This is a genomic window from Pseudoxanthomonas sp., from assembly GCF_027498035.1.
Taxonomy (GTDB): Bacteria; Pseudomonadota; Gammaproteobacteria; order Xanthomonadales; family Xanthomonadaceae; genus Pseudoxanthomonas_A.
In genome coordinates this window covers 3,699,685-3,720,220 of sequence record NZ_CP114978.1, presented here as the reverse complement: position 1 = coordinate 3,720,220, position 20,536 = coordinate 3,699,685, and the positions used below count along the sequence as shown (strand labels likewise).

Sequence of the window (20,536 nt, the reverse complement as noted above, 5' to 3'; positions counted from 1 at the left end):
CGTGGCATCAGCCGCTTACCTCCGGCGCGTCGGCCTGCGCGGCCGTCGCCAGGCGCACCTTGCGAACCGCACGCAGCAGACGGGCTTTGGCGTTCTTCTCGGCCGTCTTGGCCTTGCCATAAGCCATGCCGGTTGCCGAGCTGCCCACTTCCTCACACATGCGGTGCAGCAGCAGATGGTCAGTCGGGAGGTGCTCCAGGATGCCGTGGGCGGCCTTCCAGTCCGCGAGGCGGCCGCGGTACTCAACGGCGGCTGCCTTGCGCGCCACGATCGCCTGCTGCGCCACAATGGCCTTCAGGCCGATGTTAGCCAGCTCAGTAACGGAGGTGCTCATTCCGCACCCCCAGCGATGAACGCCTCCAGGTCAGCGCGGCGGTAACGCACAGAGCGCTCGCCGAACTTCAGGAAGCGGGGGCCTTTCTGCAGCGAACGCCAGTTAGCGAGCGTGCGCTCGGACAGCTGGTATTCGGCGGCAACCTGCTTGGGGGTAAGGATGTCGGTGTGAGCAAGCGGATTGGGGGGGACGGGTACAACGAGAACGTGGGGGTTCACTTCAAGACCTCTGGCAATTCCCAGGGGAGTCCCGGGATTGCTAGTGCATTCTTGTGATGAAACCAGCTCAGTCACGCGTTCCGCGCTAACACGTTCTAAAACGAACTAACCCGCACTAACACGCTCATCTCTCGTCTGTGCGCCTCTCAGCTTTCCGTCTATTGGTGAGCGCATCGGCTACCTGTTTCGAGGTGAGCGGCCTGAAATTACCGTCCTGATGGAAGTAAAGAAGTCCGCCACCTTCAATACGCAGCCCATGTTCTCGGGCCTTGGCCGCGTCCCAGCTGCGCAAATGGTCGGTCACCTCAACCACTGTAGATTTGCTCGCAGCGCACCCTATGCCCTTCAGGGCAAGGTCAATCAACCGACCAGGCATGCGTGCGCGTTGCTGTGGCTGGGCGAGTGCAGCGGATTCTTCCGCTCGAATCGGTGCAGACGCCTCTAGGCGCGATGGCAACTCATATTCGTGGCTACGCACGTCTCCTACCTTCACCCCTGGAAACTCGTCCGGAAACAGGAATGGGACTGGCAAGGATTCACCCCACGTTCGGAACTCACACAGCACGACGGCCTTGATCAGCCGCTTGTCTCCCGACCTACTGGCATCCTCCGCCCGCAAAGTGCCAGCGGATATATGGCTCCGAACAAATTCCCACCGTTCCCAAAGCTCGGTGCCGGGATCGGGCAGCTCCAGACGGAGTGGATCAATGTTGAAGGACAGGAATACCGCGTCCTTTGCAGCGACATAGGCGAGGTTTTTCCAATATGTCCAGGCTGGTCGCCCGGCATTCACTGGCGGCAACCGCAACTGAGAAACGAAATCCGGATCGATCCAAACCACTCAAGCACGCCTATGCCCCTGAAAGAGAGGCCGCACCAGGCCGGCAGGGTGACCGGCTTCTAACCCACGTCGGGCGAGGTGAGGCCACTAGATTGCCAAACACTTATGTCTGCGGCAGGCATCGTCACAACCGCGTCATTCTTCGCTTCTGCTACCCGTCCCAGCAATTAGGGCTTGAAGGACTAATGCAAACGAGTCAGTGCCAGCTACGAGGGCGCAGCGGTAACCATGGCGACTCTGAGTATTGGCATGCACTGCGGCGTCCTACGTTTAATGAGCGCCCGAGCGTGACTACTCGCTTTTCTCAGCGGCTCGTACAATTTTTAGGTTCAACCCACCTTGGACTTGAACGCCACCACGTTTGCGCCTGTGCGAAGTCCATCCAGATAGTCCGCCCACCCCTGCATCATCTTCCGCCGCTCAGCCAAGTGCGCCGTCCGGTTGTAGGCACGTCCGTTTGCATCCTTCACTGCATGGGCTAGCTGGTGCTCGATGAAGTCCGGCCGGTACCCCAGCACTTCATCCAAGACTGTGCGTGCCATCGCCCGGAACCCATGGCCGGTCATTGTGGGCACGATTCGTGTGCGCCCATCCTTGCCCATCTCCTCCCGCGTAAACCCCATGTACCCAAGGGCGGCATTAATCGCTGCCTCGCTCATCGGCCGCCCCTTCTTCCGAGCGTTGGGGAACACATAGACCCCCCTTCCCGTATGGGGGTGGAGTTCTCGCAATATCCCTATCGCCTGGGAGGCCAGCGGCACGATGTGCGACGGATTCGTCTTGCTTGCGACGTAACGCCACTCCCCTACTTCAAGGTCCATGTCCGACCACTTGGCCTGCCGCAGCTCCCCCGGCCGGGCGAACACCAGCGGGGCCAACTTCAAGGCCGCCATAACCACTGGGGTGCCCTGGTAACCGTGGAGCGCCCGCAGCAGGTCCGCCACTTTGCTCAAATCATCCTGCCCCTTTTGAGGGTCGTAGATGGTTGCGAAGTTCCGACTGACCGGCTGGGCGAGCGCGCCGATGAGATCGGACGCAGGGTTGTAGTTCGTAGGCACACGCCCCGTGGCAGCGGCGTACTTGAAGACCTGACTAGTGAGCAGGCGGGCCCGGTGGGCAGTCTCCACCGCGCCGCGCGCTTCAATCCTTCGCAGGGCGGCAAGCAACTCCGGCGAGGTGACATTGGCGATAGGGCGCGCTCCGATGTAGGGAGCCAAGTCCTTCTCAAGCAAGCGACGCTCACGGTCAGTCGTTCCGTTGACCACCTTTGTCGCGCGCTGTCGCAGCAGCTCGTCGGCGACAGCAGCAAATGTGTTGGCTGCATGCTCCTTGGCTGCGGCCTGTTCGGCCTTCCTTTGCTCACTGGGGTCTACCCCCCTGGCAAGGAGTTCGCGAGCCACACGGACGCGCTCACGGGCATCTGCCAGCTTCACCGCCGGGTACGATCCAAAGCCGATTGTGTTCTGTTTACTCGTCACTGGACGCCGATAGTCCCAGCGCCAGAGCTTTGCCCCGTCGGGCATGACCCAGAGGAACAAACCGCCACCATCCCGCAGCTTGTACTTGCCCTCTTTCGGCTTTGCGTTCTGGACCTGGGACGCTGACAGTGGAGCGATTCGCTTCGGCATGTTCCTGAAATCCGCTTTTGCGGTACGGACCGCTTCCGCCATCCATGTACCGTCAAACTTACCGCCAAAATTGGGTGACTTAGAGTGACACGCGGGGATGTCACAGGATGCTGGGCAACAAAAAACCCCGACAAATGCGGGGTTTGCAGTAAACCGGAGTACGTCACGGGATGTCTATCTGGTGGGCCGTGATGGATTCGAACCATCGACCAAAAGATTAAAAGTCTTCTGCTCTACCGACTGAGCTAACGGCCCGTACTGCGACCCGGCATTGCGCCGGGCCGGAGATTTTACCGCATCAGGTCACCGATGCGCGAATCGGCGCCGATCAGGCGTAATGGGTCGGGTCGGCCACGCCAGCGTCGACGAAGCCATCGGCACGCAACCGGCAGGCATCGCAATGGCCGCAAGCCTTGCCGGCCGCGTCGGCGTTGTAACAGGACACGGTCGAACCGAAGTCCACGCCCAGCGCCACGCCCTCACGCACGATGTCGGCCTTGCTCAGGAACTGAAGCGGCGCGTGCACCTTGATGCCCGCCCCTTCCACGCCGGCCTTGGTGGCCAGGTTCGCCAAGGCCTGGAAGGCCTCGATGAAGTCCGGGCGGCAGTCGGGATAACCCGAATAATCCACGGCGTTGACGCCGCAGAAGATGTCGGCAGCGCCCAGCACCTCGGCCCAGCCCAGCGCGACCGACAGCATGATGGTGTTGCGGGCCGGCACGTAGGTGACCGGAATACCGGCGCCGCCGGCCTCGGGCACATCGATGTCATCGGTCAGCGCCGAGCCGCCAATGCTGCGCAGGTCGACATTGACGACCTTGTGCGCAGCGGCACCCAGCTCCTTGGCCACGCGCGCGGCGGCATCGAGTTCGGAGGTGTGGCGCTGCCCGTATTGCACGCTCAAGGCGTAGACATTGAAGCCCTGTGCGCGGGCCATGGCCAGGACCACGGCGGAATCCATCCCGCCGGAAACGAGAACAACTGCATTTTTCATGGGGTTTCTTCTTGCCGGCGAGACAGGCCGGGGAATGCATAGCCTAGCGCCACGACGCGCCGTCGGTCACTCAGCGGCCGGGTTCGTCGTTCCACAGCAGTTTGTGCAGCTGCATCTGGAAGCGCACCGGCAGGCGGTCTTCGACGATCCAGTCGGCCAGGTCACGTGGCGTGAGCTGATCCTTGGACGGTGAGAACAGCACGCTGCAGCGCGCGGACAGTGCGTGCTCGCGCACGATCTCGCGCGCCCATTCGTAGTCGCTGCGGCCGCACAGGACGAACTTGATCTGGTCGCGCGCGGTCAGCAGCGGCAGGTTGTCCCAGCGGTTGCGGTGTTCTTCAGCCGAACCTGGCGTCTTGATGTCCACGATGCGCGACACGCGCGAATCGACCTGCGAGACGTCGATGGCGCCGGAGGTTTCCAGCGACACGTCGTAGCCGGCATCGCACAGGCGCTTGAGCAGGCTGATGCAACGCTTCTGCGACAGCGGCTCGCCGCCGGTGACGCAGACATGGCGCACGCCCTGGCGCGCGACCTCGGCCAGGATGTCGTCGATCTCCCACCAGGTGCCGCCATGGAAGGCGTAGGCGGTGTCGCAGTAGCTGCAGCGCAGTGGGCAGCCGGTCAGGCGCACGAACACCGTCGGCCAGCCGGCCGCATCGGCCTCGCCTTGCAGCGACAGGAAGATCTCAGTGATCTTCAGCCGGTCCTGTGGCGATTGTTCAATGTGGCTGGGAAGGGCAACGGCGGCGGCGTTCATTTCGGTCTCTCTGACACGTCTTTCTAAAATGGATGCGCCACCGCAGACCTCGCAGTGGCGTTCAATGAGCTTCAAAACAACAACATGGAACGGCCCGGAAGGGGCCGGCGCGCATCAGCGGATCTGGCCAACCTGGATCGAATGCAGGCGATCTTCTGCGGTGCGGGCGACATCACTATTGGGATACTGCTGGATCACCGACTGCAGGGTGGCCTCTGCATCGTTGACCTTGCCCAGGCCGTATTGCGCCAGGCCGAGTTTCAACAATGCACCGGATGCCTTGTCGTGCGTCGGATAGCGCGACAGCAGCGCACGGAACTGGTCGGCGGCCATCTGGTAGTTCTGGGTGACGTAGTAGCTCTCACCCAGCCAGTACAGCGCGTTGGGCGCATACACGCCACTGGGATACAGCTGCAGGAAGCTGGTGAACAGATTGGCCGAGTCGGCGTACTCGCCCTTTTTCAGCGCATCGAACGCCACGCCGTAAGCCGTGCGCTCGTCACCAGCCTGGGCCATGGCGCCGGCATCGCCGTGCACGGACGGCGCGGCTTCCGCATTCGCACCCACCGCAGGATTGGGCTGCTGTGCCGAAGCGCTCCCGCCCTGCTGCGGCAATGCCACCGGCGGCACGGCACCGGCGGATGCCGCAGGTGCGGCGCCACCACCGGAACCTTCCAGGCGGCCAAGCCGGCCATCGAGATCCAGATACTGGTCGCGGGCACGCTGCTTGAGCTGTGCGTTTTCGTTCTGCAACTGCTCGACCGTGCCGCGCAGGTCGGTCAGATCGCTACGTAGCTGGTTGACCTGGTTGAGCAGGTCGGTATTGCCCTGGGTGTTGGTCGACTGTGCTTCAAGCGCGGCGACGCGGTCTGCCAGGCTTGCGCGCTGGGCAAAGGCGGTCGGTGCCAATCCCAGCGACAGCAGCAGGACCGGCAGGAGAATGCGGAATTTGATTGGACGCATGGTGCTCACGTGACAAAAAGTGCGGGTTTCCCACGGGAAACGGCATTGAATCATGGCCGGCCAATGAAAAGGGCCGGTGACTGGCCGGGCAGACAGGTTATGTCCTGTTGCCCCGCCCGCTCACCGGCCCTGGTAGGCCACCGCGAACGGTGGCCCGGTCAGACGTCGATTACTTCGCGGTGTACACGATTTCGACGCGACGGTTCTTGGCCCAGCAGTCTTCGTTCGACTCGGTGCAGGTCGGACGCTCTTCGCCGTAGCTCACCACCGACAGCTGCGCGCCCGAACCACCGGCGGCCTGCAGGGCGGAGGAGACAGCGTTGCCGCGGCGCTCGCCCAGACCCAGGTTGTACTCGCGGCTGCCGCGCTCGTCGGTGTTGCCTTCGAGGTTGATGCGCGAGGACGGACGGTCACGCAGGTACTTGGCGTGGCAGGCCATGATGGCCTGGAATTCCGGCTTCAGCGAATCCTGGTCCAGGTCGAAGTAGACCACGCGCTGGCGCAGGCAAGCATCGGTATCCAGATCGCTCGGGCCGTACAGACCAGCGGTCTCGGTCGGCTGGGTCATCGCCGGCGGCGGCTCGACGGCCGGCTGCGGAGCGGCTTCCTTCGTGTTTTTCTTACAACCGGCCAGAACGGCCACGGACATCAGGGACAGAGCAACGACGCGAAAAGTGGTGTTCATTTGGGTTCCTTGGTACACGAATCCGGGATGGTGGATACAAACGTGCGCTAGTTTAACGCAACATTAAGCCGACGGAATGGCCCGTCCGCATTATTTTTGCGTCGCAGCGGTCCGGTACGGGGACCACGCCGGCTCACGCACATCGCCCTGCGCCAGCACCAGTCGCTGGCGGACGCGGCCATCTGCGGAAACGGCGTACAGCACGCCCCGACCACCCTCGCGTGCGGCATACAAAATCATCGAGGCGTTGGGGGCAAAGCTCGGCGACTCATCGAGTGAACCGGGCGAAAGCGTCTGCCAGCGCGGCGAACCGGTGCTGGAATCCATCATGGCAATGCGATAGGTGTTGCCGCTGCCCTGGGCCACGGCGATCTTCTTGCCATCATAGGACACGGTGGGCGTGGCGTTGTAGTTGCCTTCGAAGGTCACACGGGTCGCGCCACCGCCGCTGGACGGCGCCTTGTAGACCTGCGGGCGGCCACCACGGTCGGAGGTGAAGTAGATCGAACCACCGTCGGCACTCCAGGTCGGCTCGGTATCGATGCCGTACTGGTTGGTGATCTGGGTCAGCGCCTTGCTGCCCAGGTCCATCACGTAGATCTCGGGGTTGCCGCTGCGCGAGAGCGTCAGCGCCAGCTTGCGGCCGTCCGGCGAGAAGGCCGGGGCGCCATTGATGCCACGGAAGCTGGCGACCAGCTCACGTGCGCCAGTGGTGATGTCCTGGATGTAGATCGACGAGTTGCCCCGCTCGAAGCTGACATAGGCCAGCTTGCGGCCATCCGGGTTCCACGACGGCGACAACAGCGGCTCGGCCGAACGCACGATCGTCTGCGGGTTGAAACCATCCGAGTCGGCGACCATCAGCGCATAGCGCGCGTTGGCACCCAGGCCGGTCTGGGTCACGTAGGCGATGCGGGTCCAGAAGGCACCGCGGATACCGGTGATCTTTTCGTAGATCGCATCGGCCATCTGGTGGGCGACATCGCGCATGGCGTTGGCGCGGCCAGTCATGGCCAGGCCGAGCAGGCGCTCCTGCTTGGCGACGTCGAACAGTTCGTATTCGACCCGGAAGGCGCCATTGCCGCCATCCAGCACGCGACCGACCACGATGTAGTCCTGCTTCAGCGCACGCCAGGTCGGGTACTGGATCTCCGAACCACGGGTCGGCTTCTCGACGATGCTGGCTTCGGGCAGGGTGCGGAACGTACCGGAACGCTCCAGGTCGGCGCGGACCACCTGCGACACATCGGTGGTCGGCGCAGCGCCAGAACCCTGGTAGGGCATCGGCACGACCGTGATCGGCAGCGCGGACGGATTGCCGCCGACGATGTTTATTTCCAGCCCCTGGCTCTGGGCGAAAGCCGCCGCAGGCAGGAAGAGGAAGACGAACATGGCGAAATACTGCGTCAGTTTCTTCATGAAGGCTGGGCTTTGGAAAAATGGCCGGCTAGGGATACCAGCCGGCGCGTGAACACTTTCGCAATTATGAACGCCAAGACCGCGTGAATTAACGGTCCTGCGCCTCGAAGGTGAAGATCAGGCGGCGATTGAACACCGACTCGAAGCCACGGTACGGCAACGGCTGCGCTTTCAGGACGGCTGCTTCGATCGAACGCTGGCCCTGGGCATCCATCGGACAACCGGACTGGACCTGCGCCGAAATGACCTCGCCACCGACGATCTGGGTGACCTCGACCTTGCAGCGCGTCCCCACCGGAACCGAATCCGGACGGGTCCACTGATTCATCACCGCGCTCTGGATCGCCGCCTGGTACTTGGCCAGCAAGCCCGTGTCGGTGCCGTTCTGGCCCGCCTGCGGGGCGGCCGCGGCGGCTTGTGCCGGGGAAGACGCCTGCTGCTGCGAGGCCTGCTTGGCACGCACATCCGCCAGCTGGCGCAGTTTCTGCTCGGCCAGCTTGGCTTGGTTGGTGGCCTGCTCGCGCTGGGCACGGATGGCGGCAAGCTTCTTCTGCTTGTCGTCTTCCAGCTGCTGCGCAGCCAGGCGCTGCTTGCGCTCGGCTTCTTCCTGACGCTTCTGCTCGGTCAGGTCGATCTGCTCCTGGCGACGCTTGGCTTCCTGCTCCTTCTCGGCCTTTTCCTGGGCGATGGCCAGGCGGCTGGCCTCTTCCTGGTTGACCTGATCGGGCACCGGCACGCGCTCCTGGGCCACCTGCTGCTGTGGCACCGGCGAATCCTGCGGCTTGGGCTCGGGGACCGGCTGCGGCGGCGGCACGGTGTCCTGCTCGGCCACCGGCTGGGGCATCGGCGTGGGCGGCGTTGGCTTGGGCTCGACCTTGGACGCTTCGCGGATCGCCTGTTGCGCAGCCTGCATGTCCGAGGCCGACATCTGCAGCGAAGCCTCGATCGCCGGCGAACCCGCGGCGGCTTCGGCCTGGTCGTCGTTCCAGTGAAAATAGGACGAGGCGATGATCAGCAGCAGCAACAGGACGTGCACGCCCACGGCCAGGCCCACGGCGGGGCCCGGACGGTCGCGCGGATCGTGGCGCTCGAAGTGGGACGCCTCAGCGTGCATTGCCGCCTGCGCCGCCCGGTTTGCTCATCAGGCCGACCTTGGTCACGCCCGCCTTGGAAATCAGACTGGTGGCGTCGATCACCTTCTGGTAATTGGCATCGCCGGGCGCAGCCAGGAATACCGGGATGTCCTTGTTCTCGCTGACGAAGGCGGCCAGGCGCGCCTGCAGTTCCTCCGGCGACAACTCCTGGATTTCGGCGTCCTTGAGCTTCAGGAAGAAGCGCCCGTCGCCATCGACGGTGACGATCACCGGATCGGCCTTGCTGTCGACCGAACGGGCGGTCGACTTGGGGATGTCCACGTTGACCGCCAGGGTCAGCATGGGCGCGGTCACCATGAAGATGATCAGCAGCACGAGCATCACGTCGATGTACGGCACGACGTTGATCTCCGACTTCAGCTTGCGGCGCTTGCGACTGCGCGAAATGGCCGATTGCATGGGCGAGCCCTCAGTCTTCGCCGGTCTGGCGCTGCAGGATCGAGCTGAACTCGTCGGCGAAGGTTTCGTAGCGCACCGAGATGCGCTCGACGCGGGTGGTGAAGCGGTTGTAGGCCCACACCGCCGGGATCGCCACGAACAGGCCGATGGCGGTGGCGAACAAGGCTTCGGAAATACCCGGGGCCACGGCCGCGATGCCGGCCTGCTCACCGCTGTTGAGCATGTCGTGCATGGTCACCATGATGCCGAACACGGTGCCGACCAGGCCCACGTACGGGGCGGTCGAACCGATGTTGGCCAGCAGCTCCAGGTTGCGTTCCAGCGCATCGATCTCGCGCACGTAGGCGGTGCGCATGGCGCGCTGGGCGCCTTCGAGCTGGATGCGCGGATCGGCCCGGCGCTTGTCGCGCAGGCGGGCGAATTCGCGGAAACCGGCTTCGAAGATGGCCTCCAGCCCGGTCACCACGCGGCCGCGGTCGGTGGCCACCGAATACAGCTTGTTGAGGTCGGCACCGGACCAGAACCGGCCTTCGAACTCGTCCGCATCGCGATTGGCGCGCTTGAACACGCCGGCCTTGCGGAAAATGATCACCCAGCTGACCAGCGAGCCGACCAGCAGCAGCAGCACGATCACCTTGACCGGCAGGCTGGCTTTGAGCAGCAGCTCGAAGTAGTTGATGCTGGTATGGGTCACCTGTGCGGTGGCCTGGGCGGCCGCGTTGGCGGTCTCCGCCGGCAGCGCCTCGGTCACGGTGTCCTGCAGCGCCAGGAGCAATCCAATCATCCGTTGTTTCCTCGGTTTTACGCTTAAAGGGTTGTCGGGACTTCCAACAACTTGAATGTTTCGTACAGCGCCGCGTCCAGCCCTACCGGGCGGAACGCAGAAGCGGACACCGCCGCCACTTTGACTTCGGCCGTCAGCAGCTGCTGGTCCTCGCGCCAGATGGTCTGGGCGAACACGATGCTCGCCCGTCGCACCTGCTTGACCGACACGGTGACCTTCAACAGGTCATCCAGGCGTGCAGGCTTGAGAAAATCCAGCTGCATGGCGCGCACCACGAAGACCAGGTCGTGGTCCGAGCGCAGCTGCTCCTGCATCTGGCCGCGTGCGCGCATCCACTCACTGCGCGCACGTTCCAGGAAAGCCACGTATTGCGCGTGATAGACCACCCCGCCAGCGTCGGTATCTTCCCAATAGACGCGTGTCGGCCAACTGAATGCGTCGGTAACCGGCTGGGCAGGCTTGGAAGACTCTGACAAGGGACAAGCTCCGTAAATTCTGGGACTGGAACGCGGCAATCGCTCGGGCGAGGCTAGAACAGCGGTTCCGACAGCCCGACCACCCCCGGATCAGGCGCCTTGCCGGGCAGTCCCAGGTGTCGATAGGCCTTGGACGTGGCCATGCGCCCGCGCGCGGTGCGCACCAGGAAGCCCTGCTGGATCAGGTACGGCTCGATCACGTCTTCCAGCGTGCCGCGCTCTTCGCTCAGCGCCGCAGCCAGCGACTCCACGCCGACCGGGCCGCCATCGAAATTCTCGATGATGGTGTGCAGCAGGCGGCGGTCGATCTCGTCGAAGCCCTCGGGATCCACTTTCAGCATTTCCATCGCGGCATTGGCCACGGCCAGGTCGATATGGCCGTTGGCGCGCACCTGGGCGTAATCGCGCACCCGGCGCAGCAGCCGGTTGGCGATGCGCGGGGTGCCGCGCGAACGCCGGGCGATTTCCGCCGCGCCTTCCGGCTCGCAGGTGATGCCCATGATCTGCGCCGAGCGGCGCACGATCCGGGTCAGCTCCTCGGCGCTGTAGAACTGCAGGCGCTGGACGATGCCGAAGCGGTCGCGCAGCGGCGCGGTCAGCAGGCCCGCGCGCGTGGTGGCGCCGATCAGGGTGAACGGCGGCAGGTCCAGCTTGATCGAGCGGGCGGCCGGGCCGTCGCCGATCATGATGTCGATCTGGAAATCTTCCATCGCTGGGTACAGCACTTCCTCGACCACCGGCGAGAGGCGATGGATCTCGTCGATGAACAGCACGTCGTGCGGCTGCAGGTTGGTCAGCAGCGCGGCCAGGTCGCCAGCCTTTTCGATCACCGGGCCGGAGGTCACCCGCAGGCTCACGCCCAGCTCGTTGGCGATCACGTGGCTCAGCGTGGTCTTGCCCAGGCCGGGCGGGCCGAAGATCAGCACATGGTCCAGCGCCTCGCCACGGCCCTTGGCCGCCTGGATGTAGATATCCAGCTGCTCACGGACCGGCTGCTGGCCCAGGTAGTCGGCCAGCCGCTTGGGCCGGATCGACGCCTCCAGGGCGTCGTCCTCGCGGGTGGCGTCGGCGGCGATGATGCGGTCACTCATGTGGCTATGGTCTCACGCGCCGCAGTGGCGGCGCAGGCCACGCGCATCAGATCTCCACCTGCGCGCCCAGTTCGACCAGCCGGTTGCCCGGGATCCGGAAGAACGTGGTCGCCGGCGCGGCGTTGCGGTGCATGGCCGCGAACAGCTTGTCGCGCCAGATCGGCATGCCGCGGCGGGCGCTGGCCACGATGGTTTCGCGGCTGGCGAAGAACGTGGTGTCCATGGGGTCGAAGTACGGCCCGCCGCGATCGCAGCTGCGCATCAGCGCCAGCGGCACGTCGGGCGTTTCCATGAAGCCGAACTTGACGATCACCCGGTAGAACTCGTCGCCGATCTCCTCGACCTTCAGCCGCTTGTCGGCCGGGGCATAGGGCAGCGGCAGCGTGTACACGGTCAGGAACACGTTGCGCTCGTGCAGCACCTTGTTGTGCTTGAGGTTGTGCAGCAGCGCGTGCGGGACCATGCCGGTCTGCGCGGTCAGGAACACCGCCGTGCCCGGCACACGCACCGGCGGAGCCAGCATCAGGCCCGGCAGGAAGCTGTCCAGCGCGATGCCGTCCTTGCGGATCTCCGCACCCAGCAGCTCGCGGCCGCGGCGCCAGGTGCGCAGCAGGGTGAACACCAGCAGGCCCAGGGCCAGCGGGAACCACGCGCCGTCGAAGAACTTGGCGCCGTTGGCGATCACGAAACCCACGTCAACGATGAAGAACACCACGCACAGCGGCAGCACCCAGGTGCGCCACTTCGGCCACAGCGCGCGCGCTACCAGCGCCAGCAGCAAGGTATCGATGAGCATGGTCGCCGAGACCGAGATGCCATAGGCCGTGGCCAGCGCGGTCGAACTGCCGAATGCTAGCACCACCGCCAGCACGGCAATCATCATGATCCAGTTGACGCCCGGCACGTAGATCTGGCCGATGGTGTCGTGCGAGGTGTGCTTGACGTGCATGCGCGGGATGTAACCCAGCTGCATGGCCTGGCGCGAAACCGAGAACGCGCCACTGATCACCGCCTGCGAGGCAATGATGGCGGCCATCGTGGCCAGCACGATCATCGGGTACAGCGCCCAGTCCGGCACCGCCTCATAGAAGGGATTGTTGACCGCGGCCGGATCTTCCAGCACCAGCGCGCCCTGCCCCAGGTAGTTCAGCATCAGGCACGGCAGCACCATGATGTACCAGCCGTAGCGGATCGGGCGGGCGCCGAAATGGCCCATGTCGGCATACAGCGCTTCGCCACCGGTCACCGCCAGCACCACCGCGCCCAGGATCAGCACCGAATGCCAGCCGTGGGTGATGAAGAACTTGACGCCCCACACCGGGTTGAAGGCCTTCAGCACTTCCGGCGCGTCGACGATGTTGTAGATGCCGATCGCCGCCAGCGCCAGGAACCACACCATCGTGATCGGGCCAAACACCTTGCCCACCTTTTCGGTGCCGAAGCGCTGGGCCATGAACACCAGGACCAGGATCACCACGGTGATCGGCACGATCCAGTGGTCCAGAGCCGGAGCGGCCACTTCCAGGCCTTCCACCGCACCCAGCACCGAGATGGCCGGGGTGATCACGCCATCGCCGAAGAACAGCGAGGCACCGAAGATCCCCAGGATGCCGATCACGTAGGCCGACCGCGAATCCTTGGGCAGCGTGCGCTGGGCCAGGGTCATCAGCGCCATGATCCCGCCCTCGCCGTCATTGTCGGCGCGCATGATGATGGTCACGTACTTGACCGTCACCGTGATCACCAGCGCCCAGAACACCAGCGACAGGATCCCCAGGATGGTGTCGTGGTTGCCGACCAGGCCGAAGTGCGGCGAGAACGCCTCCTTCAGCGTGTACAGCGGGCTGGTGCCGATATCGCCGAACACGACACCGATCGCCCCCAGGATCAGCTTGGGCAGACCCTGGTTGCCGTGACCATGATGCGAGGGGGCACTGTCGGCCGGGGAAGAGGAGGCGGAGGACATGGCAAAAGCTAGCCTACTGCTGGAAAAGTGACGAAAGCCTGCACACTCAGCGCAGGGCCGAGCGCAGGGCCTTGCGGATGATCCCGGCGGCATCATCGCCCGCGGCCGTGGCCTCGCGGGCCATGCGCTGGGCTTCGGCCGGTTTGTAGCCGAGCTGCTGCAGGGCGATGACGGCTTCGGACTGCGGATCGACCGGCGCGGCGGACAGCGTGATCGGGTCGCTGCCGACCAGGCCGGCGGCGCGATCGCGCAGTTCCACCACCATGCGCTCGGCGGTCTTCTTGCCGATGCCGGGGATGCGGGTCAGCGCGGTGACATCGCCGGCCTGCACCAATCGCGCGAATTCATCGACGCTCACGCCTGACAGGATCGCCAGGGCGATCTTGGCGCCGATGCCGGTGACCTTCTGCACGTCGCGGAACAGGCGCCGCTCGCTCTCGCGCAGGAAGCCGTACAGCGAGACGCTGTCTTCCTTCTGCGCGTAATGGGTAAAGAGCGTGACTTCGCGACCGACCTCGGGCAGGTCGTAGAAGGTGCTCATTGGCGCCTCCAGTTCGTAGCCGACGCCGCCACCCACTTCGATCATCAGCCACGGCGGCGATTTGGTGACCAGCAGACCACGGAGCCGCCCGATCATGCGCAGACTCCCGCGTGCAGCCAACCATGGCGCGACGGCATCGCACCTGGAGCGCCCTGCCCGGCCATCCCTGGCCGGGCGCTCAGCGCCACGCGAGGCAGTGCCTCGCTAGCGTGGCGCATCGCCCATGGCGGTGACTTGGTCACCAGCAGTCCGCGCAGGCGCCCGATCACTTGCGGCTCCAGGCGCTGCGCGCGTCCACGCCCATGCGGGCGGCGGTGGCACGCACGTGCGCGTGGGTGATGGCCACGGCCAGCGCATCGGCCGCGTCGGCCTGCAGCTTGCCCTTGAGGTTCAACATGATGCCGACCATGTGCTGGATCTGTTCCTTGTCTGCGCCACCGCGGCCAACGACGGCCAGCTTGACCTCCTTGGCCGCGTATTCGTGGACCGGCAGGTCGCGCAGGACCACCGCGGCCATGGCCGCGCCGCGCGCCTGGCCGAGTTTGAGTGCCGAATCGGGATTGCGGGCCATGAACACCTGTTCGATCGCCACTTCGTCGGGTTTCCATTCTTCCAGCAGTTCGCCCAGGCCGACCAGCAGTCGCTTGAGCCGCTGCGGGAAGCCGCCCTCGCCCAGCAGCACCAGCGGCGCGTTGAACACGTGCACGGTACGCCCGGCAGCATCGACATCGATGATGCCGACGCCGGTGCGCTGCGAGCCCGGGTCGATGCCAAGGATGCGGGTCATGTTCGAAGGTGTCCTGCGAAGCGGGCCAGGCCGGGGGAAGTCACGCAGGAACCATGCCACCAGGACCGCGTACCGCCTGTCCCGGGCGTGGCATCAGGCGTAGGCGTCCTGACCAAGCTGTGCGTTGTGGCAGACGTTCTGCACGTCGTCCAGGTCTTCAAGCATGTCGAGCATCTTGACCACCTGCTTGCCGACATCGCCGTCCACGGCCGAGTCGGTCTCGGCGCGCATGGACACTTCGGCCTGGTCGGGCTTCAGGCCAGCGGCTTCCATCGCCACCTTGACCGCCTCGAACGCGTCGGGCGCGGTCAGCACGTCGATCGAGCCATCATCCGGGTAGACCACCACGTCGTCGGCGCCGGCCTCGATGGCCGCTTCAGTCACCGCGTCTTCGTCGGCGCCCGGCGAGAACGACAGCACGCCCAAGCGCTTGAACATGAAAGCCACCGAGCCTTCGGTGCCCATGTTGCCGCCGCACTTGGCGAAGGCATGGCGCACATCGGCCACGGTGCGCACGCGGTTGTCGGTCAGGCAGTCAACGATCACCGCGACACCACCCGGGGCGTAGCCCTCGTAGCGGATGGTTTCGTACTCCACGCCTTCCAGCTCACCGGTCGCCTTCTTGATGGCGCGCTCGATGACGTCCTTGGTCATGTTGGACGACAGGCCCTTGTCCATGGCCGTGCGCAGCGCCGGATTGTTATGCGGATCACCGCCACCGGCACGGGCCGCGACGCTGATCTCGCGGATGATCTTGGTGAAGATCTTGCCGCGCTTGGCATCGCTGGCGTTCTTGCGGGCTTCGATCGAAGGGCCTCGACCCATGACACACTTCCGTTGGGGACACGAACACGAAGCGGCGATTTTACCCCAATGCGCGGCGCGCGCCGGGCCGGCCAGTCAAGGCAGGAACCGGCCCTGCTGCAGGAAGGCCACCACCTGGCGCGCCGCCAGCGGCGAAAACGCCAGCCCGGTATGACTGGTCCGTACGCAGCAGTGGTCGGACAGGCCCGACAGCCGGGTTTCGGCCAGCGCCACGGTGCCGTCGGAATCAGCCCCGATCCCACCCAGCAAGCGACCAATCCCGCGCGGCACGTCACCGGCGACCATGCCAACCTGGGCTGGCCCACGCCAGGGCTGGCAACCCCGGTCGAGCAACGGACCACTGCGCCCCAGGGTGCCGGCCCAGCCCCGTTGCAGCAGCGCATGGGCGGTGGCGCTGCCCTGCAGTGGCGAGCCCAGGCAGACCAACCTCGGTACCGGCAGATCGGGATTCCGGCGCAGGGTTTCCAGTGCGATCAACCCACCCAGGCTGTGCCCGACCAGATGCGTGGGCGGACCCTCGCGCAGGCGTTCGGCAAGACGGTTGAAGGCGACCTGCGGCGCACTGGCGATGCTGTGGTAGCCGAACACCTGGGCATCGAAGCCGGCCTGCGACAGCCGCTTGGCCAGCGGCCGCACCCACAGCTCGGCATTCCAGATGCCATGCAGGACCAGCACCCGGGGCCGGGTCGCCGCATCGGAGGTCATGCGGGCATGGCGCGGATTCAGTCGCAGGTCACCGCGGTGATCAGGTTCTGCGCATTGACGTGGACGGTGACCCGGTCCATGCCGATGTCCGAGGAAGTCTCGCCGTCGGTCAGGGTGCGGATCTGTTTGGCACCGCTTTCGGCCTGGATGCGGTCCAGGATGCCCTGCTCGGCGACGCGGCCAATGGCCCAGCTGCCCGATGCGGAAGTGCAACGCACCATCTTTGCGCCGCAGCCGCTCAGCGCGGCAACCAGGACCAGGCACAACACGGGACGCAGAACGGACATTGGCATTTCCTCCATGAAAGTGGCCGCAGCATGACCCATGCGCCGCGGCGGCTCAACCAGGTGCGGCACTCAAGCCTGTGCGGGGCGTCGCAGGATGAACTCGTCGTCGATGGTCTTGCCAACCGGAAACTTGTACTGCCCCACCCGTTCGAACCCGTGCCGCGCATAGAACCGCTGCGCACCGAAGTTCTCCGACCACACGCCGATCCACAGCGCGCGCGGGCCGTCGCGCTGCAACCATTCCAGGGTGGCGTGGAACAGGCGCGAGCCGATCCCGCCGTTCTGGTGGCTGTTCAACAGATACAGGCGCTTGAGCTCGCCGTCCTCGGGTTGCACATCGTCGTGCGGCAGGCCGCAGGGGCCGGCAGCCGAATGCCCGACGGCCACGCCATCGTCTTCGGCCAGGAAGATCGCGTACTCCGGATGCGCCAGCACGATCCGCGCGCGATCCACCGCATAGCTTTCCTCGAGGAAGCCCTCCAGGTCCTGCGCCGGATACAGATGGCCGAAGGTTTCGGTAAAGGTCAGCGCAGCCAGTTCGGAGATGACCTGGGCGTCGTCAGGCGTGGCTTGGCGGATCGAAATGGCCATGGCGATTCCTTGCGACAGGCCCGGCGCGCAGCCGGACCCGGAGTGCGCCAGCCGGAGGCCCCGGCCGGCGCGCGTGGCTCAGCCCTTGGCCGGCTGCGGGCGGACCTGCACGTGCACTTCGGCCAGCTGCACATCGGGGATCGGCGACGGCGCGTCGGTCATCAGGTCCTGCGCACCGGTGGTCTTGGGGAACGGGATCACGTCGCGGATCGATTCGGTTCCAGCCATCAGCGCGGCGATGCGGTCGATGCCGAAGGCGATGCCGCCGTGCGGCGGCGCGCCGTAGTTCAGCGCATCCAGCAGAAAGCCGAACTTGGCCTGCGCCTCTTCCGCACCGATGCCCAGCAGCTCGAACACCGCGCTCTGCATCTCCGGACGGTGGATACGGATCGAGCCACCGCCGATCTCGTTGCCGTTGAGGACCATGTCGTAGCCGCGCGACACCGCGGTCCTGGCGTGTTCGCGCAGGTCGGTGATGTCGTCCACGGCCGGCGCGGTGAAGGGGTGATGCAGGGCGACGTAGCGCTGCTCTTCCTCGTCCCACTCGAACATCGGGAAGTCGGTGACCCACAGCGGCGCCCAGCCATCAGCGACCAGGCCGAAATCCTTGCCCGCCTTCAGACGCACCGCGCCCATGAAGTCGGACACCTTGTTGTAGCCGCCGGCGCCGAAGAACACGATGTCGCCGTTGCCAGCGCCCGTGGCCTGGATCAGGGCTGCGAACTTGTCTTCGGTGAAGAACTTGGCGATCGGCGAGCTGACTTCGCCGGTCTCGCTGAGCTTGATGTAGGCCAGGCCCTTGCTGCCGTACTTGGCGGCGTGCGCGGCGTATTCGTCGATCTGCTTGCGCGACAGCGCTGCGCCGCCGGGGATGCGCAGCGCGGCCACGCGGCCGTCGGCGTCGTTGGCCGGACCGGTGAACACGGCGAACTCGCTGTCCTTGACCAGTTCGGCCACGTCGACCAGCTCCAGCGCGATGCGCAGGTCCGGCTTGTCCGACCCGTAGCGACGCATCGCCTCGGCCCAGGTCATGCGCGGAAATTCAGCGGCCAGTTCCACGTCCACCACTTCCTTGAAGATGGCGCGGATCATGGTTTCCACGTAGTCCTGCACGTCGCGCTCCTTGACGAAGGCGAACTCCATGTCCAGCTGGGTGAATTCCAGCTGGCGGTCGGCGCGCAGCGCTTCGTCGCGGAAGCAGCGCGCGATCTGGTAGTAGCGGTCGAAGCCGGCCACCATCAGGATCTGCTTGAACAGCTGCGGCGACTGCGGCAGGGCGTAGAACTCGCCCGGATGCATGCGCGCGGGCACCAGGAAGTCGCGCGCGCCTTCGGGCGTGGCCTTGGTCAGGATCGGGGTTTCGATGTCCTGGAAACCGTCCGCGTCCAGGTGACGGCGCAGCGCCTGCACCAGCTTGATCCGGGTGCGCTGCATACGCTGCATTTCCGGACGGCGCAGGTCCAGGTAGCGGTACTTCAGGCGCGTTTCTTCGCCCGGATTCTCATGGGCGTGGAACGGCAGCGGCGCGGCCTTGTTGAGCACGGTGATCCTGCTGGCGATCACTTCGAGCTTGCCGGTCTTGATCTTGTCGTTGACCGCGTGGCGCGCGCGGACCACGCCCTCGACCTGCAGCACGTCCTCGTAGCCCAGCGAGGCGGCCACGGCGAACACCTCGGCATTATCCAGCTCGACCGTGACCTGCACGATGCCTTCGTGGTCGCGCAAGTCGATGAAGCACACGCCGCCCTGGTTGCGGGCCACGTCGGTCCAGCCGGCCAGAGTGACGGTTTGGCCGATCAGGGTCTCGTTGACCAGGCCGCAGAAGTGGGTACGCATTGCAGACAGCTCCAGGCGGGCCACGTCGGGTGGCCGGGAAAGCCGGCTATTTTGCGGCCGCCGCCGCGGCGCGGCAAATGCCGGCCCGGCGCACACGGGGACACGCCAAGGGCGCCTGTATAGTCCGGCCCAACTCAACTCACGTCGGAGCCGTGCCATGTTGCGACTGTTTGCGGCCGTCCTGTTCGCCCTGGGGCTGTATGCCGCCGGGCCTGCCCATGCCCAGGATTCGGTCACCTGCGAGAGCCGGGACAGCAAGTACCGGGAATGCCGTGGCTTCAATGGCCGGGCCCGGCTGGAGCGCAACCTGTCCGACGCACCCTGCATCGAAGGCCGCACCTGGGGCACGCGCAATGGCGTGATCTGGGTCAATCGCGGCTGCCGCGGGCGGTTCGTGCCCAGTTGGACCGGCGGCGGTGGCTGGGGCGGCGGGCAGGCAGGCCGCACCATCCGCTGCGAGAGCACCGACAACCGTACCCGCGAGTGTGCCGCCGGTTTCCGTGGACGCGCCGTGCTGACCCGCCAGCTGTCCGACAGCCGCTGCGTCGAAGGCCGCAGCTGGGGCCAGCGTGGCAGCAACATCTGGGTCAGCGACGGCTGCCGCGGCGAGTTCGCCGAAGGCCGCGGCGGTGGCGGCTGGAACCCGGGTGGTCCCGGCGGCAACCCCAACTACAGCGTGACCTGCAGCAGCAGCGACAACCGCCGCCACACCTGCGGCTTCGAAAGCCGCTACGGACGCCCGGTGATCCTGCGCCAGCTGTCCAAGAGCCCCTGCATCGAAGGCCGCACCTGGGCCTACCGCAACGGCCAGATCTGGGTTGACGAAGGCTGCCGGGCCCAGTTCGGCACGCGCTGACCCCAACCGCAACCGCGCATGCAAAAACGCCGGGCATCACGCCCGGCGTTTTTTGTTGCTTCACACCTGGCCGCTCAGTCGCTGCCGCCACCGGCGCTGGGCGCGGGTTTGCTGGCCGACGTTGACCCGCCACCCGCGCTGGCGCCGCCTTCGGCCAGATTGCGTTTCTTGTCACCGCCCTTCTTGAAGTCTGTCTCGTACCAGCCGCCGCCGGCCAGCCGGAACGAGGGCGCGGTGACCTGGCGCTTGACCGTGGGCGCGCCGCAGCTGGGGCAGTTTTCCGGATCAGCGTCGGACAGTTTCTGCAGCTTGTCGAAGCTGTGGCCGCAGGTGGTGCATTCAAAACCGTAGATCGGCATGGCGTGGGGGTCATTCAGTCGTTGCAGGACGCAACGG

The 20,536-nt window shown here is 65.5% G+C and carries 24 protein-coding genes and 1 tRNA gene; 1 reads left to right on the top strand and 24 read right to left on the bottom strand.

Features of this window, described 5'->3' with window-relative positions; all coding sequences use genetic code 11:
• Window positions 1-7 precede the first annotated feature (7 nt).
• The 23 genes from O8I58_RS16285 to aspS form a co-directional block, all read right to left on the bottom strand.
• Complete coding sequence (locus O8I58_RS16285) at window positions 8-334, bottom strand: hypothetical protein (RefSeq protein ID WP_298318373.1); 327 nt, start codon at window positions 332-334, stop codon at window positions 8-10.
• A complete protein-coding gene (locus O8I58_RS16280; RefSeq protein ID WP_298318370.1) occupies window positions 331-552 on the bottom strand; it encodes a helix-turn-helix transcriptional regulator in 222 nt (73 codons plus the stop codon). Before O8I58_RS16280 ends, O8I58_RS16285 begins: the two co-directional genes overlap by 4 nt.
• 124 nt (window positions 553-676) lie before the next feature.
• Window positions 677-1,393, bottom strand: a complete 717-nt coding sequence (locus O8I58_RS16275; RefSeq protein ID WP_298318368.1) for a hypothetical protein — start codon at window positions 1,391-1,393, stop codon at window positions 677-679.
• A 329-nt stretch (window positions 1,394-1,722) separates the two neighbouring features.
• On the bottom strand, window positions 1,723-3,063 hold the full coding sequence (locus tag O8I58_RS16270; RefSeq protein WP_298318366.1) for a tyrosine-type recombinase/integrase: 1,341 nt from the start codon (window positions 3,061-3,063) through the stop codon (window positions 1,723-1,725).
• Between the two features lie 137 nt (window positions 3,064-3,200).
• A tRNA-Lys gene (locus O8I58_RS16265) sits at window positions 3,201-3,276 on the bottom strand.
• A 73-nt stretch (window positions 3,277-3,349) separates the two neighbouring features.
• On the bottom strand, window positions 3,350-4,015 hold the full coding sequence (queC, locus tag O8I58_RS16260; protein WP_298318364.1) for a 7-cyano-7-deazaguanine synthase QueC: 666 nt from the start codon (window positions 4,013-4,015) through the stop codon (window positions 3,350-3,352).
• A 70-nt stretch (window positions 4,016-4,085) separates the two neighbouring features.
• Window positions 4,086-4,775 (bottom strand): 7-carboxy-7-deazaguanine synthase QueE, encoded by a 690-nt coding sequence (gene queE / locus O8I58_RS16255; RefSeq protein ID WP_298318361.1) that lies wholly within the window; start codon window positions 4,773-4,775, stop codon window positions 4,086-4,088.
• Window positions 4,776-4,889: 114 nt separating this feature from the next.
• Window positions 4,890-5,729: a tol-pal system protein YbgF gene (ybgF, locus tag O8I58_RS16250; protein ID WP_298323079.1), complete on the bottom strand. Its 840-nt coding sequence runs from the start codon at window positions 5,727-5,729 to the stop codon at window positions 4,890-4,892.
• A 178-nt stretch (window positions 5,730-5,907) separates the two neighbouring features.
• Window positions 5,908-6,423: a peptidoglycan-associated lipoprotein Pal gene (gene pal / locus O8I58_RS16245; protein WP_298318357.1), complete on the bottom strand. Its 516-nt coding sequence runs from the start codon at window positions 6,421-6,423 to the stop codon at window positions 5,908-5,910.
• 90 nt (window positions 6,424-6,513) lie between these two features.
• A complete protein-coding gene (gene tolB / locus O8I58_RS16240) occupies window positions 6,514-7,842 on the bottom strand; it encodes a Tol-Pal system beta propeller repeat protein TolB (RefSeq protein ID WP_298318354.1) in 1,329 nt (442 codons plus the stop codon).
• An 88-nt stretch (window positions 7,843-7,930) separates the two neighbouring features.
• A complete protein-coding gene (tolA, locus tag O8I58_RS16235) occupies window positions 7,931-8,956 on the bottom strand; it encodes a cell envelope integrity protein TolA (RefSeq protein ID WP_298318351.1) in 1,026 nt (341 codons plus the stop codon).
• Window positions 8,946-9,395: a protein TolR gene (tolR, locus tag O8I58_RS16230; protein ID WP_298318349.1), complete on the bottom strand. Its 450-nt coding sequence runs from the start codon at window positions 9,393-9,395 to the stop codon at window positions 8,946-8,948. Before tolR ends, tolA begins: the two co-directional genes overlap by 11 nt.
• A 10-nt stretch (window positions 9,396-9,405) precedes the next feature.
• A complete protein-coding gene (tolQ, locus tag O8I58_RS16225) occupies window positions 9,406-10,179 on the bottom strand; it encodes a protein TolQ (protein WP_298318345.1) in 774 nt (257 codons plus the stop codon).
• Window positions 10,180-10,202: 23 nt separating this feature from the next.
• The gene (gene ybgC, locus O8I58_RS16220; protein WP_298318342.1) at window positions 10,203-10,655 is read right to left on the bottom strand and encodes a tol-pal system-associated acyl-CoA thioesterase; all 453 of its coding nucleotides are present in this window, start codon (window positions 10,653-10,655) and stop codon (window positions 10,203-10,205) included.
• Window positions 10,656-10,708: 53 nt separating this feature from the next.
• On the bottom strand, window positions 10,709-11,746 hold the full coding sequence (ruvB, locus tag O8I58_RS16215; RefSeq protein ID WP_298318338.1) for a Holliday junction branch migration DNA helicase RuvB: 1,038 nt from the start codon (window positions 11,744-11,746) through the stop codon (window positions 10,709-10,711).
• A 46-nt stretch (window positions 11,747-11,792) separates the two neighbouring features.
• The gene (locus tag O8I58_RS16210) at window positions 11,793-13,712 is read right to left on the bottom strand and encodes a potassium transporter Kup (protein WP_298318335.1); all 1,920 of its coding nucleotides are present in this window, start codon (window positions 13,710-13,712) and stop codon (window positions 11,793-11,795) included.
• Between the two features lie 46 nt (window positions 13,713-13,758).
• Window positions 13,759-14,349, bottom strand: coding sequence for a Holliday junction branch migration protein RuvA (ruvA, locus tag O8I58_RS16205; RefSeq protein WP_298318332.1), 591 nt, complete (start codon window positions 14,347-14,349; stop codon window positions 13,759-13,761).
• A gap of 169 nt (window positions 14,350-14,518) precedes the next feature.
• The gene (gene ruvC, locus O8I58_RS16200) at window positions 14,519-15,040 is read right to left on the bottom strand and encodes a crossover junction endodeoxyribonuclease RuvC (RefSeq protein WP_298318328.1); all 522 of its coding nucleotides are present in this window, start codon (window positions 15,038-15,040) and stop codon (window positions 14,519-14,521) included.
• A 93-nt stretch (window positions 15,041-15,133) separates the two neighbouring features.
• Complete coding sequence (locus tag O8I58_RS16195; protein WP_298318325.1) at window positions 15,134-15,865, bottom strand: YebC/PmpR family DNA-binding transcriptional regulator; 732 nt, start codon at window positions 15,863-15,865, stop codon at window positions 15,134-15,136.
• Between the two features lie 75 nt (window positions 15,866-15,940).
• Complete coding sequence (locus O8I58_RS16190; RefSeq protein ID WP_298318323.1) at window positions 15,941-16,570, bottom strand: esterase/lipase family protein; 630 nt, start codon at window positions 16,568-16,570, stop codon at window positions 15,941-15,943.
• Window positions 16,571-16,587: 17 nt separating this feature from the next.
• The gene (locus O8I58_RS16185) at window positions 16,588-16,857 is read right to left on the bottom strand and encodes a hypothetical protein (protein WP_298318320.1); all 270 of its coding nucleotides are present in this window, start codon (window positions 16,855-16,857) and stop codon (window positions 16,588-16,590) included.
• 69 nt (window positions 16,858-16,926) lie between these two features.
• Window positions 16,927-17,448 (bottom strand): GNAT family N-acetyltransferase, encoded by a 522-nt coding sequence (locus tag O8I58_RS16180; protein ID WP_298318317.1) that lies wholly within the window; start codon window positions 17,446-17,448, stop codon window positions 16,927-16,929.
• Window positions 17,449-17,526: 78 nt separating this feature from the next.
• Window positions 17,527-19,284: an aspartate--tRNA ligase gene (gene aspS, locus O8I58_RS16175; protein ID WP_298318314.1), complete on the bottom strand. Its 1,758-nt coding sequence runs from the start codon at window positions 19,282-19,284 to the stop codon at window positions 17,527-17,529.
• Window positions 19,285-19,441: 157 nt separating this feature from the next.
• Here aspS and O8I58_RS16170 point away from each other — a divergent pair, with 157 nt between their 5' ends.
• Window positions 19,442-20,140, top strand: coding sequence for a DUF3011 domain-containing protein (locus O8I58_RS16170; RefSeq protein WP_298318311.1), 699 nt, complete (start codon window positions 19,442-19,444; stop codon window positions 20,138-20,140).
• 74 nt (window positions 20,141-20,214) lie between these two features.
• On the opposite strand, the gene O8I58_RS16165 is transcribed toward O8I58_RS16170, so the two are convergent.
• Window positions 20,215-20,499: an FmdB family zinc ribbon protein gene (locus O8I58_RS16165; protein WP_298318308.1), complete on the bottom strand. Its 285-nt coding sequence runs from the start codon at window positions 20,497-20,499 to the stop codon at window positions 20,215-20,217.
• Window positions 20,500-20,536 lie beyond the last annotated feature (37 nt).